This is a genomic window from Lysinibacillus sp. fls2-241-R2A-57, from assembly GCF_030209535.1.
Lineage (GTDB): Bacteria > Bacillota > Bacilli > Bacillales_A > Planococcaceae > Lysinibacillus.
On the sequence record NZ_JARVRU010000220.1, the window covers coordinates 1 to 17,011 of the forward strand.

At 35.6% G+C, this 17,011-nt stretch carries 17 protein-coding genes and 1 riboswitch; of the genes, 14 read left to right on the forward strand and 3 right to left on the reverse strand.

Going from position 1 to position 17,011, the window contains the following annotated elements:
- A partial coding sequence (locus tag QRN68_RS26000) for a LysM peptidoglycan-binding domain-containing protein (RefSeq protein ID WP_285400287.1) occupies positions 1 to 588 on the reverse strand: 588 nt, incomplete at its 3' end.
- A 232-nt stretch (positions 589 to 820) separates the two neighbouring features.
- Here QRN68_RS26000 and QRN68_RS26005 point away from each other — a divergent pair.
- From QRN68_RS26005 to bioF, 12 genes are all read left to right on the forward strand, one after another.
- The gene (locus QRN68_RS26005) at positions 821 to 1,447 is read left to right on the forward strand and encodes a hypothetical protein (protein ID WP_285400289.1); all 627 of its coding nucleotides are present in this window, start codon (positions 821 to 823) and stop codon (positions 1,445 to 1,447) included.
- A 609-nt stretch (positions 1,448 to 2,056) separates the two neighbouring features.
- Positions 2,057 to 2,554: an LURP-one-related/scramblase family protein gene (locus tag QRN68_RS26010; RefSeq protein WP_285400291.1), complete on the forward strand. Its 498-nt coding sequence runs from the start codon at positions 2,057 to 2,059 to the stop codon at positions 2,552 to 2,554.
- 386 nt (positions 2,555 to 2,940) lie between these two features.
- Positions 2,941 to 3,495, forward strand: coding sequence for a sigma-70 family RNA polymerase sigma factor (locus QRN68_RS26015; protein ID WP_285400293.1), 555 nt, complete (start codon positions 2,941 to 2,943; stop codon positions 3,493 to 3,495).
- Positions 3,492 to 4,583 (forward strand): DUF4179 domain-containing protein, encoded by a 1,092-nt coding sequence (locus tag QRN68_RS26020; protein ID WP_285400295.1) that lies wholly within the window; start codon positions 3,492 to 3,494, stop codon positions 4,581 to 4,583. The genes QRN68_RS26015 and QRN68_RS26020 overlap by 4 nt, the downstream gene beginning before the upstream one ends.
- 197 nt (positions 4,584 to 4,780) lie before the next feature.
- Complete coding sequence (locus QRN68_RS26025) at positions 4,781 to 5,533, forward strand: class I SAM-dependent methyltransferase (RefSeq protein ID WP_285400297.1); 753 nt, start codon at positions 4,781 to 4,783, stop codon at positions 5,531 to 5,533.
- Positions 5,534 to 6,014: 481 nt separating this feature from the next.
- Positions 6,015 to 6,061: riboswitch (PreQ1 riboswitch) on the forward strand.
- Positions 6,062 to 6,430: 369 nt separating this feature from the next.
- Positions 6,431 to 7,090: a 7-cyano-7-deazaguanine synthase QueC gene (gene queC, locus QRN68_RS26030; RefSeq protein WP_285400299.1), complete on the forward strand. Its 660-nt coding sequence runs from the start codon at positions 6,431 to 6,433 to the stop codon at positions 7,088 to 7,090.
- 3 nt (positions 7,091 to 7,093) lie between these two features.
- The gene (gene queD, locus QRN68_RS26035; protein ID WP_285400301.1) at positions 7,094 to 7,567 is read left to right on the forward strand and encodes a 6-carboxytetrahydropterin synthase QueD; all 474 of its coding nucleotides are present in this window, start codon (positions 7,094 to 7,096) and stop codon (positions 7,565 to 7,567) included.
- On the forward strand, positions 7,560 to 8,288 hold the full coding sequence (queE, locus tag QRN68_RS26040; RefSeq protein ID WP_285400302.1) for a 7-carboxy-7-deazaguanine synthase QueE: 729 nt from the start codon (positions 7,560 to 7,562) through the stop codon (positions 8,286 to 8,288). The genes queD and queE overlap by 8 nt, the downstream gene beginning before the upstream one ends.
- A gap of 150 nt (positions 8,289 to 8,438) precedes the next feature.
- Positions 8,439 to 8,987: a GNAT family N-acetyltransferase gene (locus QRN68_RS26045; RefSeq protein ID WP_285400303.1), complete on the forward strand. Its 549-nt coding sequence runs from the start codon at positions 8,439 to 8,441 to the stop codon at positions 8,985 to 8,987.
- Positions 8,988 to 9,251: 264 nt separating this feature from the next.
- Complete coding sequence (locus QRN68_RS26050) at positions 9,252 to 9,755, forward strand: hypothetical protein (protein ID WP_285400305.1); 504 nt, start codon at positions 9,252 to 9,254, stop codon at positions 9,753 to 9,755.
- Positions 9,736 to 10,467 (forward strand): 6-carboxyhexanoate--CoA ligase, encoded by a 732-nt coding sequence (bioW, locus tag QRN68_RS26055; protein WP_285400307.1) that lies wholly within the window; start codon positions 9,736 to 9,738, stop codon positions 10,465 to 10,467. Before QRN68_RS26050 ends, bioW begins: the two co-directional genes overlap by 20 nt.
- Before the next feature lie 3 nt (positions 10,468 to 10,470).
- The gene (gene bioF, locus QRN68_RS26060) at positions 10,471 to 11,640 is read left to right on the forward strand and encodes an 8-amino-7-oxononanoate synthase (protein WP_285400309.1); all 1,170 of its coding nucleotides are present in this window, start codon (positions 10,471 to 10,473) and stop codon (positions 11,638 to 11,640) included.
- Between the two features lie 457 nt (positions 11,641 to 12,097).
- Here the strand turns inward: bioF and QRN68_RS26065 are convergent, their stop codons facing one another.
- Together QRN68_RS26065 and nhaC are read right to left on the reverse strand one after the other, a co-directional pair.
- Positions 12,098 to 12,499 carry a hypothetical protein gene (locus QRN68_RS26065; RefSeq protein ID WP_285400310.1) on the reverse strand — a complete coding sequence of 134 codons (402 nt, stop codon included), beginning with the start codon at positions 12,497 to 12,499 and terminating at the stop codon, positions 12,098 to 12,100.
- A 380-nt stretch (positions 12,500 to 12,879) separates the two neighbouring features.
- Complete coding sequence (gene nhaC, locus QRN68_RS26070) at positions 12,880 to 14,262, reverse strand: Na+/H+ antiporter NhaC (RefSeq protein WP_285400312.1); 1,383 nt, start codon at positions 14,260 to 14,262, stop codon at positions 12,880 to 12,882.
- Positions 14,263 to 15,134: 872 nt separating this feature from the next.
- Here nhaC and QRN68_RS26075 point away from each other — a divergent pair.
- Both QRN68_RS26075 and QRN68_RS26080 read left to right on the forward strand, forming a co-directional pair.
- Positions 15,135 to 15,755 carry a DUF47 domain-containing protein gene (locus QRN68_RS26075; protein ID WP_285400313.1) on the forward strand — a complete coding sequence of 207 codons (621 nt, stop codon included), beginning with the start codon at positions 15,135 to 15,137 and terminating at the stop codon, positions 15,753 to 15,755.
- A 15-nt stretch (positions 15,756 to 15,770) separates the two neighbouring features.
- Positions 15,771 to 16,787, forward strand: a complete 1,017-nt coding sequence (locus QRN68_RS26080) for an inorganic phosphate transporter (RefSeq protein ID WP_285400314.1) — start codon at positions 15,771 to 15,773, stop codon at positions 16,785 to 16,787.
- Positions 16,788 to 17,011 lie beyond the last annotated feature (224 nt).

Here is a 17,011-nt window from a genome sequence, read left to right on the forward strand (position 1 = left end):
ATTATTTGTTGATGGAGCAGTTGCTTTAGGTGTATTCTCCTTTGAAGCAGTATTACTTGTTGATGGAGCGGTCGCTTCAGGTGCACTATCCTTTGAAGCTGTTTTACTTGTTGATGAAACAGTTTCTTCAGGTTTACCCTCCATTGCAGTTGTATTATTTGTTACTAAAGTTGTAGTTTCCTTTGCTGCATGAGCTGCAGGCTTTATTGGTTTGTCAGTTACAGCCGTACTCGTTTTCGTACCATTAATAATGGATAGATTTAAACCTGGATGAATAAGGTCCGTATGTAATTGGTTCCATTCTTTAATTTGCGAAACAGTGACTTGATGATCTAGGGCTATGTCCCATAGTGTATCACCTTGCTTAACGGTATATTGTTGTGCAATGGTAAGGACATCGCCAGGGTGAATAAGGTTAGTAGTAATATGATTCAATGTTTTGATATTTTCTACAGAAGTATTATGTGCACGAGATAAATCCCAAAGAGTATCTCCTTTTTGTACGGTAATTGTTGCAGCTTGAGCATTAGCACCTAAAGTTGCCGAAAGCATTGCAACGGGTACAATTGAAATTATTTTTTTTAGCATTTATTAATCCTCCATGTGCGTTCTTAGTTGTTAATGTAAAATCATCGTAACATAGATTTTTCTGAGAAAAAGAACAAGGAGGTGTTAATTTGATTTCGTCTATGGCATTTATATTGCAATAATATTACTAATAGTAAAGGATACTATTTCCATGACGAAGATACCTGATTCATTAAGGGTTAAATGTGATAATGTTTATACATTAAATAAATTTAATAAATGAGGGATAATCATGTCAGTTGTGAACCTGTTAGCTTCTCAATTAAATCGAAACGATGAAGAGCCAAATATTGAGCTGGCACATAAATTAGTTAATGAAGAAAATTATACGGGCATAGAAGAAATAATTGAAAACCTAACTTGCAAAGATAAAAAGATTCAATACGATTGTATTAAAGTAGCGTACGAAATTGGGCAAGTTAAACCAGAACTCATCAGTAAGTATGTCCTGACTTTTATAGAGTTGCTAAAAAGCCCTAATAATCGTTTAGTCTGGGGTGGAATGACGGCATTAGCAACGATTGCGGAGGGAGCATCAGAAACCATTATGGCTCATCTTAAAATATTAAAAAGTGCTATAAAAGTTGGTTCAGTTATTACAATTGATAAAGGTGTCCTAACTCTTGCGAAGCTAGCAGCTGTCAGTAAGGAAAACAATGATGTGATTTTTCCAATATTACTTCATCACCTTGAGAATTGCAGAACAAAGGAAATTCCTCAGCACTCGGAAAGTACGCTATTAGCCGTAACAGATGAAAATAAAGAGGAATTATTGAAAGTGTTACGAAAAAGAGAAAAATACCTAACTGCACCACAATTAAAAAGAGTCAAAAATATTTATAAAACATTAGAAGCTTAATAAAAATTGTAAAAATTCCCATATATGTGCCGTGCCATTAATGTGAATTTTAGCACCAGCGATGTTATTAGGGATTATTGAATAAATGTTCATAAAATAAAAACCGCACTTGGCCGCGTTACGGAGAACCGTACCATAAGTAAGGGCGTTTTCTCTGTAAAAAAACAATAAGCCTATTTAAGATATAGCAATCTTGAATAGGCTTTATTTCCATGTTACAAGTAAGAGAGTTATTTATATGGTGAATAGACTAGCAATGTATTCAAATTTCATTAAATATTATACATATAAAAGGCTCATCACCAAAAGTTGTGGATGAAATTAGTTAAAACGTATGCTATGTATATAAGTTGATTGAAGTGGAGGCTGGGCGACTCCTTTGGGATCAGCGTCACAGATGAGACCCTGGAGCGAGCAACGCGAGTGAAGCGGCTCATCGGACGCCCCTAGGAAGCTTTGCTCTGTGCGAAAGCGAAGCGTCAGCTACAAAGCGCCCAGCCGGAACGGAAATCAACCACACGTTTTGGTGATGAACCATATAAAAACCACTTCTGTAATTATTATCTATGATAAAAACTAAGTAATATGCTATTAAAAAGGAGGCGTAGTATGAAGCAACTTTATATAAAGCAGAAGGTATTCAGTTTAAGTGGAAAATTTACCGTAAAGGATCAGCAGGAGAAGGATGTTTATTACGTGGAGGGCAGTTTTATGCAAATTCCAAAAACGTTCTCCATTATGAATGCAGCAAGAGATGAGGTCGCGCTTATTACGAAAAAGGTGTTCAGCTTTTTACCGAAGTTTTTTGTTGAAGTAAACGGTCAAGAGGTGTTAACGATTAAGAAGGAGTTTTCTTTCTTTAAAGCACGCTATACAATTGATGCGGCAGGCATTGAGGTAGAAGGTAACTGGTGGGATATGGATTTTCAAATCTTACAGCAAGGTGAAGTCGTCGGTAAAGTGAACAAGGAGTGGTTCACTTGGGGCGATAGCTACAAGGTACAAATATTTAATGAAGAGATGGAAACTATCATTATTGCACTCGTTGTCGCAATTGATTGTGTAAAGGCTGACCAAGCTGCTGCTTCCTCAGCAGCGGCGACTTAACGTAGGGACGTACTATATAAAATGCTTAGTGGTTTTCTTTAGAAATTCAAATTTTGGAATAATATTAAAAAAGTGGGGAAATCTCGAAAGAATTCCCTGCTTTTTATTATGGAATTTTTATGTGAAGACCTTAAAGTATAAAAAGATAAACTATAACAGGCTAAATCGATTAAGATTTGGTCTGTTTTTGTTTATACTTACTGCTTTTGTAATATTATTGAATTTGCGAAAAGAAACTTATAAATAGAATGTAGTATGTTTGATATGGCGTACTATTTATTTTTTTGAAAATATTTCACAATTTTTCTAATGATTATGAGAATTAATTTAATTTTGAGCGATGTTTTAAGTGTAGGGACTCTTATGTTTTAAGAAAGGGTGTTTGGATGAGGATAACTAATGAAAACTTTATAAAGTATCTTAAGAAAAAGCGAGAAGAAGCACTTCAATATGTAATCGACGAGTATGTCGGTATCGTAAAAGCAGTTATATATAATGCTTTAAAATCTTACAATGATCCTCAAATGATAGAGGAATGTATAAGTGATACATTTTTGGGAGCTTTCGAAAATGCTAAGCAATTTGAAGGAGATAAAGAGGATTTTAGAAAATGGATTTGCACAATAGCAAAATATAAAGCAATCAATAAACAAAGAAAGTTATCTAAATCGCCATTGTTTTATGAGATAGATGAAAAAAGTGAGGCGGTAAAATCAGCTGAAGAAGAATTTTTGATAAAGACTTCTACAGAAGAATTATTAAAAATGATGAGCCAATTAGACCAATTAGACCGTGATATTTTTACGATGAAATACTTTTTAAATATGAGAAATGAAGAAATTGCTGAGCATCATGGTTTGACAAAGGCTGCGATTGATAACAGATTGTATCGTGGGAAAAAACGGTTACAACAGATTCGATTAGGGGGAAGTGTGACATGAAAAAGTTATATAAACAATTTAATCACTTAAAAATCGACATGAATATGGACCCGATGGAAGTGAGTACTCTTGAAAAAGAGAGAATTAAAAGAAATGTAATGAAAGTAAATAAGAAAAAGCATTTAACAAGAAGTTTTGTGGCTGCAGCTGTATTTTTAGTTGCTTCAAGTATTTCAATTGGCTACGCATTCCCTACTTTTGCGGCAAACATACCGGTTGTCGGGAATATATTCGGGTTATTCGTTGATGACGAGAAGTATGTATTCGAAAAGCATGATGAATATTCTACAAGTATTGGAACGACTCAAGAAAGTAATAATGTTGAAGTAACTGTAACAGATGCTGTTTACGATGGAGAAAATATTACGATAGCTTACACAATAAAGAGTGAAAAAACCTTAGGGGAAAGGCCGATCTTAGAGGGTGAAATAACTGCTGATGAATTTGAAAATAGATATGAACATAGTGGATTCGATAATCATTATATTGTCAAAAAAATAAATGACAAAGAGTATGCTGTATTATATATTTACGAACTCATTAAAGGACCAAAGCCAGAGAAAGTACAAATTACTTTCCAAGGAAATGAAATTGTTGATTTAAATAATATAAATAATGCAATAGCAGGAGACTGGTCATTTGAATTCACTTTAGCAAAGCTCGCAAGTGAAACTAAAGTATTTGAAAAAGGTAGTATAATAACGGAAGCTGAAGGTACAGAAGTAATCGTTAGAGAAATAACAGAAACACCTGTCTCTACAACACTGAAAATTTCAGAATTAGTAGATATGGCGTCAATAGCTAAAGAGGAAGAAGAGTGGCGTGGCGTATTAATTGAGTACAAGGTGTCCGATGATTTAGGAAATGTGTATAATATTGTTCATCACAGAGGTACAGGACATAGTACAGATTTCAATGACCTAAGCGGGAATCAAGCACGTATTACTACAAACCGTTTTGATGAAAAAGCAACATCGATAATGATTACTCCTGTGGTAGGTATTTACAAAAAGAAGGACAGTGAGGGTGCACTAGAACTCATTAAAGAACCCTATGCAATTGAACCCATCATAGTTCCTATAAAGTAATACCATAAAAATAAAGGCAGAAATCGAGTGGGATTTCTGCCTTTTAATATATTGTTTTCATGGAATTTAATAAAGAAGACATGCCTCTATCTACATCGTAACAAAAACTGAATTATAAGTCTATTTTTACTTTTGTATACATGTGATAATTAATTTGCGCAAATACTTCATAACGTTATGGTGAAATGAAGGGTAATATGAAACAGAATATATATGATAACAATACGTTTTTTGAGAAATACCAAGAAATACGAGCACGAGAATATAATTATAACAATTTACTTGAACAGCCAAACTTTTTCACATTAATTCCTCCCCTTAAAAATAAAGTAGTATTAGATATTGGCTGTGGAATGGGAGATTTTGTAGCATATTGTATTAGCCAAGGTGCAAAACATGTTACTGGAATTGATATTTCTTCAAATATGATTGCTAATGCAAAAAAGCGTCATATTCATGAGTGTCTAACCTTTGAACAGGCTGCATTTGAAGATATGACAGTACAGAATGGAACAATTGATTTTGTTAGTAGTTCATTAGCTTTTCACTATATTGCAGATTTTCAGTTACTCATAAAGAAGATAAGTAAGGCATTATGCGAAGGAGGGATTTTACTATTTTCTCTAGAGCACCCAATTGTAACAGCAAATAAGGGAAAAGAAAATTGGATCACAAATCATGAGGGTAACCTACTTCATTTTGCAGTAGACAATTATCAGGATGAAGGCTTACGTTCTCAAAATTGGTTAGTTGATAATGTTGTGACATATCACCGTACAATGTCTACTATCCTAAATACGCTTATTGAAAGTAGTTTACAAATCGAAAAAATTATTGAGCCAATACCAACTAAAGAAGCAGTGTGTAATTTACCAAGTCTTAATAGAGAATTTCGTCGACCTTCATTTTTAATTATAAGAGCGAAAAGGTATAATTTTAAATTAGCATAGAATTAGAGATTTAAAACCGCACTTACACATGTTACGAAGAACCGTATCATAAGTAGTGCGGTTTTAATGAAAATATAAAAAGCTGGTTTGATTCAGCTTATTAGTGAATCTGTATAGCTCCATTTGAACCTTTCATTACTTTGATCCGTAGAGTCATTTTTTACTAAAATCACAATTATAGACAATTGATGTTAATATACTATTCATTCGATTTTTAACATTCAATAATTGCTCCTTGTAAATATAAATAGCATTTAAATGTCCAAAATAATAAATTTTGGGTAAACCGCTCTTAGCTCCCTTAAGGAGAGCTGTTCGAAAAATATAAATGAATCTAAGCTCAGTAAAGTGTATAGTGTACTGCAAAATATAGGGCAGGATAACAGTGGTTTTTTCAGAGAAGCAGATTTTATAAAAAAACAATTTGACATTTTGTACTGTTTTTTTGTATTATATTGAACAAAAGAATGCCCGGACTAGAACGGGAGAGGTTCATAGCTGATACCCTCTATAAAAAACTATGGAAACATGATAATTATGCCATGTCCATATCGGACGTGGCTTTTTTTTATGTTTTTACTTATGTTTTAATAGATTGATTGGTGATGCCTCTCTTGAAAAGTGTTGGGAAACATTTTACAAGGAGGTTTTTTTATGTCTGGCCAAAGCCTAGAAGAAGGACTGACGGATTTAACATTATTGGGGAACCAAAGTACAAAATATTCATATGTCGTTTAATGAATCACGATATTAATCCAGAAAAAATTGATTATCGATAAATGCGGAATTGAATAGTTCAATCAAGAAAGAGGTATTTAGCTACCCTCTAAAAAAACTAAGAAGAAGCAGTACTTTTTCTTATAGTGCTGTTTTTTTGATACAAGGGAGATTTTACACATGAAGCAGGAAAAAGCAATTGTTGTATTTAGTGGAGGCCAGGACAGTACAACTTGTTTGTTCTGGGCAAAGGAACGTTTTCAAGAGGTTGAGGCAGTAACTTTTGATTATGGTCAAAGGCATCGTCTTGAAATTGAATGTGCGAAGATGATAGCAGGGGAGCTCGGTGTCAAGCATCACATTCTTGATATGTCACTCCTGAACCAGCTTGCTCCGAATGCATTGACACGACAAGACATAAAGGTAGAAGACGGTGAAAATGGTGAGCTTCCATCGACTTTTGTACCAGGTCGAAATCTTCTCTTTCTTTCATTTGCGGGCGTTTTAGCGAGCCAAGTAGGAGCTAAGCATATTGTAACTGGCGTTTGCGAAACAGATTTTAGCGGATATCCGGATTGCCGAGATGTGTTTATTAAATCCTTGAATGTAACGTTAAATTTATCGATGGATGATTCCTTTGTGATCGATACACCGTTGATGTGGCTGAATAAGGCACAGACTTGGGAGCTTGCTGATCAGTTTGGAGCACTTGAATTTGTTCGAGAAAGAACGTTAACTTGCTATAACGGTGTAGTAGCAGATGGCTGTGGTGAATGCCCAGCATGTAAACTGCGAAAAAAAGGGCTTGATGAGTATTTGAGTAACAGGAAGGAGTCTTAACGCATGTCAGATTTTAGAATCGTCGATAAGCTCCAAAAACTAGATGTAGATATTCAAAGAAATCAATTGAACTATCATGCCAAGCGCGTTCTTGTAAGCAAAGAATTTACCTTCGATGCTGCCCATCATTTACATGATTATGAGGGGAAATGTAAAAACCTGCACGGTCATACGTATCGCGTAATATTAGGACTAAGTGGATACACAGATGAACGCGGTTTGATGATTGATTTTGGCGACATAAAAGGAATATGGAAAGAAAAAATAGAGATTCATTTGGATCATCGTTATTTAAATGAAACGCTTCCACCAATGAATACGACGGCAGAGAACATTGTTGTTTGGATTTACGAAAAGTTGGCTGAGGCCTTACTTGATGAACAAACATATAACGGTGCGCGTGTTGAGTTTATCCGGCTATATGAAACTCCGACAAGCTATGCAGAAGCGAGACGGGAGTGGATGGAAGTTGAGTAAAATACCTGTTATCGAGATTTTTGGACCGACGATTCAAGGTGAGGGAATGGTAGTTGGCCAAAAGACAATGTTTGTGAGAACTGCCGGCTGTGATTATTCCTGTTCTTGGTGTGATTCATCATTTACGTGGGATGGCAGCGGAAAGCATCTTATTGTCCAAATGACAGCTGAAGAGATTTGGTCTGAGTTGAAACGTCTCGGAGGCAGTGGCTTTTCATTTGTCACGATTTCAGGCGGCAACCCTGCACTCATCCGAAATTTGGAGGGGCTCATTGCCATTTTAAAGGAAAATGACATAAAGGTCGGGGTGGAAACTCAGGGAAGTAGGTGGCAAAAATGGATGTATGAGATTGATGAACTGACAATTTCCCCAAAGCCACCTAGTTCTGGAATGACCACAAACTATTCGGTGCTCTCTGATATCTTCGAAAAACTAAAAAATCGAAACAGTAATCACCATGTATCCCTCAAAGTAGTCGTTTTCAATCAAGAGGATTACGAGTATGCTAAACAAATTCACCATAGGTATCCAATGATTCCTTTTTATCTCCAAGTCGGTAACGATGATCTCACGACGACGGACAATTCACGATTAATTACACATTTATTAGATAAATATCATGCGCTGATTGATAAAGTGATGAAGGATGAGGAATTAACAGATGTCAAAGTACTGCCACAGTTGCATGCCCTTGTATGGGGGAATAAAAGAGGGGTATAGTGCCATTACAAAAATGTCTTTAGGAAAAATCTCTAGAAGAGGATTATGATTAACTTGGGACGATGTGAAAGTACAGGATAGGAAGGAAAAAAATCCCTTATGTCGAATAATCTATATAAGAATAGAAAGTATTCTAGATGAGGTGTTCGATTGAATAAAATAAGAACTGAAACAGATAGATTAGTTATTCGATTTCTTGAAGAAGGTGATTATTCTTCTTGGCTAACCCAATATGAAAATCGTTTACCTTCTCAACATAAATACGATCAAGGTAAATTAGATATGAGCATCTGTACGAAAGAATGGTTTCGTGATTTAGTTACTAAACATTATCAAATGGCTGAAGATGACAAGGTCTATGTATTTGGAGTGTTTAGAAAAGAAGATAATACTCATATTGGTTTTATAGACTTTTCGACAATTATGAGGGAAGAATTTCAATGGGCCAGGTTCGGATATACAATTCATAACCAGTTTTGGAGAAAAGGTTATGGGAATGAGGCTGTAAAAGCTTCCTTAGATCTAGCGTTTAAAAAATTAAATTATCATCGTATAGAAGCTCACATAAACCTTGATAATATGGCATCTATAAAGTTAGCAGAAAGTGTTGGAATGGTGTATGAATGCACGAGGAAAGGATTCATATTCGAGGACGACAAATGGACTGATCATCTAGTTTACTTTATAAACGCAAAGTAAGTTTAATAGTAGACAAGAACGATGTTGTTTCTGATACACATTCTCTAAAGAAGATTAATAAGCAATAAATCTTAATAAAACCCCTGATTCTTCTGCTTAGCGTAGAAAAATCAGGGGTTTTAATTTAAACCTTCGATAAGTAACAAAACCCCATTTTCACAAATAATAAAAAATCCTACCATTTTATCTACTTTCCAATCCGTATTTGTGTTAACTTATTATTTAATATGGTTAACACAAATTAGGGAGAATAGGAGGAATAAAATGATCAGAAAGTTTTCTACATATGATCTTGCTCAGATTTCATTGTTAGCTTGTCTTATTATCGTTACAGGCATGTTTAAAATTCCAACAGGTATTCCTGGGTCTGAATTTCAATTATCAGCACCCATTGCAGTTGCGATTGCAGCAGTGTTTGGATTTAAGCGATATTTTCTAGCGGGGATCATTGCAAGTTTAATCTTATTTTTATTAGGTATACATTCGATCTTAAATGTAGAGATCGCCTTAATTTTTCGATTGACTGTAGGACTGCTCATAGTTTTATTTGGGACTTCAATTCCGGTACTTGTTTTGGCAGGTCCAATTGGAACAACGATTGCTAGATTTGGTTTGGCTTTTACGTTAGGGACTCCATTTTTACCGTTATTAGTTTTGGCTATTCCAGGCATGGTAATCACAGCTATTAGTGTTTATCCTCTAACGAAAATGTTATATACAATTAATAGGAAAGTAGCTGGTAAAAATCATGTTAAAAGCGTGTTATAGTATTCGAATGCGTGCGGCTGAAAGAAATCCTGAACTTGGGGAAAAGCATATATCTGGTGGTGAACGGATAGGTAGTAAATCTCAGATAGAGCCAATTGTAAAACAGTTATTGAACAAAGCAAGTAATCATTCACGTGGCGATGCTGATTTTATTCAAATTACCGTTGAAAAAATTGCGCCTGATCAGATTCAGTATATGCCACCCTTAGAAATTACGACAGTTGAGGCGACTTCAATCGAAAAGGCCCATAGTGAAGCAAGAAAGATACTAACCTCATTAGGTGTTTCGGAACATGCACTGAATGTTGCTTTTCATCAACTTAGTAGTAATCAAAATCTCCGTGGGGCAATCATCCTAAATAGTAAAACCGGCATACGGCTTGACGATCGGGGGCAAAAGGGTGTTCGTGTATCACGAATCGATTGGCAAGATGCTGATGGGGACTTTAATGAGCGTGTACGTGAAGCGTTGGCTCTGGCGTCGAAAGTGGCAAATTCTCCGTTTACAATTGCAGAATTATGTTGGTCTGATGATCCAGATTACGTGACTGGCTATGTAAGTAATCGTGACATTGGTTATGTTAGAATTACACCGTTAAAAAGGGAAGGCTGTGAGAGCGGAGGGCGTGCTTTTTTTGTGTCAGATGAAGTTGAACTAGACTCTTATATAGATTATTTAGAAAGCGTACCTGTTCTCATTAGGAGGGATTAACAAATGGATCATTGGTTTCAACGGGAACTACAATTAATAGAAGAGAAAGGATTGACAAGGAAGTTACGTTCGTTTTCAAATGGCAATGAGAGCGAGGTAATCATGAATGGTAAGAAATTCTTGCTTTTTTCATCTAATAACTATTTAGGTCTTGCAACAGATTTTCGGTTGAAAAAGAAAGCATCTGAAGGTATTAGTAAATACGGTACAGGAGCTGGTGGTTCGAGATTAACAACTGGCAATTTCGATATTCATGAACAGCTTGAATCTGAAATTGCGGATTTGAAAAAAACTGAATCTGCCATTGTTTTCAGCAGTGGTTACTTAGCGAACATTGGCGTAATTTCGAGTGTGATGAAGGCAGGGGACATTATATTTTCTGATGCTTGGAATCATGCGAGTATTATAGATGGTTGTCGCCTTAGTCAAGCAAAAACAATTGTTTATGAACATGCGGATATGGTGGATTTAGAGCATAAATTGAGAGAATCACATGGAGATGGAAAGAAGTTAATTGTGACGGATGGCGTCTTTAGTATGGATGGTGATATTGCTCCACTTCCCGAAATAGTTGCGCTAGCAAAGAAATACAATGCTTACATAATGATTGATGATGCGCATGTGACAGGTGTCTTAGGAAGTGAAGGTCGAGGTACCGCTGATTATTTTGGATTGAAAGATGAGATTGATTTTACAGTGGGTACGCTGAGTAAAGCGATTGGTGCAGAGGGTGGTTTTGTGGCGACGTCGTCCATTGCAAAAAACTATTTACTAAATAACGCTAGATCATTTATTTTCCAAACAGGTTTATCTCCAAGTGCGATTGAGGCTGCACGAGAAGGAATATCCATTATTCAAAATGAGCCCGAACGAAGGGAACAATTGCTGAATAATGCTAAGTATTTACGTTTAAAATTGGGGGAATCCGGTTTTGTAGTTAATGAGGGGGAAACACCAATTATAACGCTTCTTATTGGAGATTCCCGTGAAGCTGTGCAATTTTCTGAAAAACTTATGGATGAAGGTGTCTTTATTCCAGCGATTCGACCACCAACTGTGCCAAAAGGGTCAAGCAGGTTGCGGATTACAGTAATGGCTACCCATACAATGGAGCAGCTCAATACAGTCATAAATAAAATGAAGAAAATAGGGAAAGAAATGGGTATTGTATAAAAGGTCATAATATCAAGTTTTAGAGGTTTTGTCAGATAAAGAACTATCAACTGTTAAGATTTTAAAGAAAAATGGATTTGTTGAAATAAAGTCATTTGAATATGTATAGATAAAGAATTAATCAGTCTTTCAAGGAACGAATTTGCCAAAAATACTTGGCGTTGCAGATTCTAATATTGATAATAAAACAATCCTTACAATTGGAAAAGGGATAATAAATGGAAAATCCAATTGCAAGTTCTTATGAAGACAAATGTGTAAATGTAGGTGACGTCTTGGATATTGATTAAGATAAGAAGAAACAGGTATTAGATGAGTTATTATCATCAAAGGACAATGAAAAAATGATTAAGACAGACGACGTTTCATCTTAGGAGACAAATGTATCAAGTTAGAAATATATTAAAATTAGAGTATGTATTGAATAGTTTTTCAAAACATACTCTTGTTATTTTAATTAAATATTTAATTCCGTTTCAAGAAAAGTTGCTACATCATTCCAATCCTCTATTGGAGAACTTTTTTCATATTCAATAGATCCAAAATTCTCATTAGCATCTGGTTCATCTTCATAAAGTGAAAATTCTCGTATTAACTTGCCATTTTCTATTACTAGTAGCTCTGCGTTAAAATCCTCGTCGTAGTATCCATAAGTAACGGAATTATCCATTGCAAGTTCCATCCAAGATTCATTTGTTAAACCAAAGAACGCTTCTCCTTCTAAGTCTACAAAATATGTCCATCCATTTTCATGTTGTGAAATATGGATTGATTTATCAATTTCCTCATCTATCCAATCGCAATATCTTTTTTTGGCACCTTCTAATGGTAAATTCAATTTAAAACAACATTTTCTCATTTCGATTTAACCCCTCAATTCAAACACGACTACTATTAATTTACAGTTTAACATGAAAGATACTCAACAAAAAAGGTAGCTGGGACAAAACTCGTTCAAAACCTAAAAACGCGAGAAATTAATTTAGAAACGTTGATTTCTCGCGCTTTTTTAATGAAAAATTTAGTGTTTCATGGAGGTAGATGTCGATATTAATCGAAAGTTGGTCGATAAATCGAAAAAGTTAGTCTATAAAAGTTCTCAAGGTAGTAAATCTCCGGAAATATACTGCTATTAACAGAGAAATAGGGTAAAGAAAATAGAATGATTTAGTCAAACAAGAAAAAAGAGAAATCGAATGGCATCGATTTCTCTTTTTTCTTTAATATCAGCTACCAATCTTATTTTTCAAGCTTCGTTAATGTTTTGCCACTCCAACCAAAGATGATTGTTAAAATTGGTCCGAGTAGACAGAAGAAGGTATATGGCAGGTAAGATGTTGTTGGTATATCTAGTACACTAGCAATAAAAATACCACAAACACTCCACGGAACAAGAGGGTTCACTACAGTACCTGCGTCCTCCATGACACGGGATAGATTTTTAGGGGCAAGTCCAACCTTCTCAAATTGTGCTTTAAATGCTTCCCCAGTAAGAAGAATGGATAGATATTGCTCACCAATTAATGTGTTGACGCCAATCCCTGTAATGGCAGCGCCTGTAATAACAGAGCCAGCACTTTTAAAGAAACCTTCCACCTTCGATAAAATACTTTGAATAATGCCGAGCGTAAATAATAGACCACCCATTGTTAATGCTAATAAAACTAATGCAATTGTAAATAGCATACTGTTCATACCACCACGTGTCAGTAATGCATCTACGTCCTTATTACCAGTATTAGAGACATAGCCATCAAAAAGCATTTTGAATACATTTGACAGTGCAATCGGTTCTTGTATGTAGGCAAGTCCAACACCAATAATTGAGACGACTGCAAGTGTAATCAGTGCGGGTGCTTTATAAAATGTCATAATAACAAGAACTACAATTGGTAATAATGTATACCAATGAACAAGTCCAGTTGACAGTAAGCCCTCTTTAAATTGCTCAACTGTTTCAAATGAAGTATCTGCTCCTGTTGGCGATAATATTGCATAAAGAACAAATGATATTAAGAAAGCTGGAAACGTTGTCCAACCCATATTTTTAATATGTTCGAAAAGATCTACGCCAACCGTACCAGATGCAAGATTTGTTGTATCCGATAAGGGAGACATTTTATCTCCAAAGAAGGCGCCAGAAACAATTGCCCCAGCTGTAATGGATAAAGAGATGTCCATTGCACCTGCAATGCCCATAAAAGCTACGCCAACGGTCGCAACTGTTGTTAATGAACTACCAACAGAAATGCCGACGATACTACAAATAAGAAATACAATTGCAAAGAAAAAGCTTGGTGAAACCGTTAAAAAACCGTAGTAGATGAGCGTTGGAATTGTACCACCCATAATCCAGCTCGAAATTAAAATACCAATAAAGAAGAAAATAAAAACGGCTCCAAGACCAGCACTTGCACCTGCAACCATACCAGCTTCAAGCTCACGAAAAGGAACTTTTTTTAGTAATCCATAGGCAATTAAAAGTGAAATGACAAGTAAAATAGGTATGTGGGGTGTCGCTTGTAAATACCCAATACTGAACGCCATCGTGGCAATAATTAATAGTATGATGAAGCTTGCCTCGATAAATCGAGGGTTACTTTTTGCTTCAATTCGAAACATGCTAAACCTCCTAACAGTTACTTCTACGCTTCAATGCGGTGAAGCCCAAAAGTATTATAGCACGCTAATAAATTTTGTCAATTGATTGAAAATTCTGTCATGGTAATCGGTACGGTCCCAAACTTTCTTGAAAACCGTATAAGTAGCAACTAGGAAGAGCATAACAAGCATTAGAGGCTTTGTTATTGCTGGTGAAATAAGATGTAGGCGTATGCACCAATTAATGAAATGTATTATGTATGTAAATTTTAACATCAACAATTGTTAGCATGCTTGTTTCATTATATTGGCCAGTTTGTTTGTGGTGATAGCTGTACTTGGCGACATACCAACATCCATGAGAGTCCTCTGCCACCAACAATCACATTCAAGAAGGGTGCGATAAAACCGAGCACTAAAAGTATTGCGTGTGATAGTAAATCGATGTCCATTTATATAATGACTCACAACCTTCTTTTAACCGGCTCATCGGACGCTCCTAGGAAAGTCGCCCAGTCGGAGCGAAAATCAACGCTTTATATTACTACTAATTGGTAATAAGTAACAATGAAGATTCGACATATTTATGTAAAGAACGTTTACAATTCCTTAACATTAATAAAGATAAAAAAATTGAAGAGAAAAAAGTTTTTACAAGTATTTTTGTTAAAATAAAAGAAAAAACGGTAATATATAAAGAAAAAACGGTAATTTTTATCGTTGAGTTTCCAACGTTTTCAACTTGGAAAAGTACTTAAAAATAAATGTGGCGAATTTTATATTACATTTATGTAAATTCAACTCGTTTTTGTTTAAAAATCTGTAGAAATGTGTAAAGGTTTTGTTATGATGATTGCAGAAATTGATAATATTCATTCAACAGGAGGAACATTATGTTCAACTCAAACAAGCAAGATCCATTTTTTAAGGCGTTATTAAACATTTCTAAAAATGTTAATGAAGGTATTTACTATGCACATAATGCACGTATTCAAGATATTGATGCCTTAAAAGAGATCGCAGACACGATGAAACAATATGAAAAAAGTGGAGATAAATTGATTCATGAGCTTATCGTTATGCTGAATAAATCGTTTATGACGCCTATCGAACGTGAAGATATTTTAGCTCTTGCAAATAAATTAGATGACGTAATTGATGGCATGGAAGGCTGTATTGCTCATTTTGATATGTATAATTTAACTGAAGTTACAGATCCAATGCGTCAATTCCTAACATATATTGCGAAAAGTACAGATGAAATGGTACAAGCAATGGAGCTATTAAATAGTAAAAAGCTTGTAGAAATGCGTAAACATGCGATTCAAATTAAGGACTATGAGCGTGAATGTGATGAAATTTTCCGTTCTTCGATGAAGCAATTATTTATCCAAGAAAAAGATCCAATGCGTATCATCGTGTTCAAAGATATTTACGAACAATTTGAAGATATTGCAGACTGCTGTCAAACAGTAGCAAATACAATTGAAACAATAATTATGCGTAACGCGTAAGATGGAGTGTACGAAATGGATACGATATTACTAATAACAATATTAATCGTTATATTCGCACTTGTGTTCGACTTTATTAACGGTTTCCATGATACAGCCAACGCGATCGCAACTTCTGTATCAACAAGAGCTTTGAAGCCGAGAACAGCAGTATATTTGGCTGCGGGTATGAACTTCATAGGAGCTATTACATTTGTTGGGGTAGCGAAAGCATTGACAAAGGATATTGTTGACCCATACAGTTTGAATGCTTTTGATGGAGATACTACGGGTTCAGTCGTTATTTTAGCGGCATTATTTTCAGCGATAACATGGAATTTAGTAACTTGGTACTTTGGAATTCCGTCTAGTTCATCACATACATTAATTGGTTCTGTGGCAGGGGCTGCCATTGCAGCGGCCGGCTTTGATGCTTTGAACTACAGTGGCTTTATAAAAATCCTTCAAGCGCTTATTTTCTCACCATTACTTGCGTTTGCAGCTGGTTTCTTAATGATGTCGTTATTTAAAGTTATATTCAAGGATATGAATTTATATCGAACGAATAAAGGTTTCCGAACGATGCAAATTGGGACAGCAGCTTTACAATCATTTACTCACGGTACTAATGATGCGCAAAAAGCGATGGGGATTATTACACTTGCATTAATTGCAGGAGGCTTGCATCAAGGTGATGACATTCCTTTCTGGGTACGTTTTGCAGCAGCGTGTGCGATGGGTCTTGGTACATCAGTAGGTGGTTATAAAATCATCAAAACAGTTGGTGGTAAGATTATGAAAATCCGTCCAGTAAATGGGGTTGCAGCTGACCTTGCTTCTGCATCTATCATTTTTGGAGCGACATTAATTCACTTGCCAGTATCTACAACACATGTTATTTCTTCATCCATCATGGGAGTAGGAACAGCACATCGTGTAAAAGGTGTTAAATGGGGTATGGCACGAAAAATTGTGACGACATGGGTGATCACAATGCCAATCTCTGCAGTCATGGCAGGAGCTATTTATTTTTTATTAAGTTTATTTTTCTAACATAATGAGGGAATGCACAATTTGCGTGCATTCCTTTTTTGATTTGATTAAATCAGATAGGTAGAGCAACGGAAAGACCGAGCAGAACGACGGAAAGAAATGCAGGCGACGGATAGATCGGTCAGTCCGACGGATAAAAAAGGCGAAGCGACGGAAAGGACGCCTGGACCGACGGATAGAAAAGGTAAAGCGACGGATATACCGGTCAGACCGACGGAAAGAAA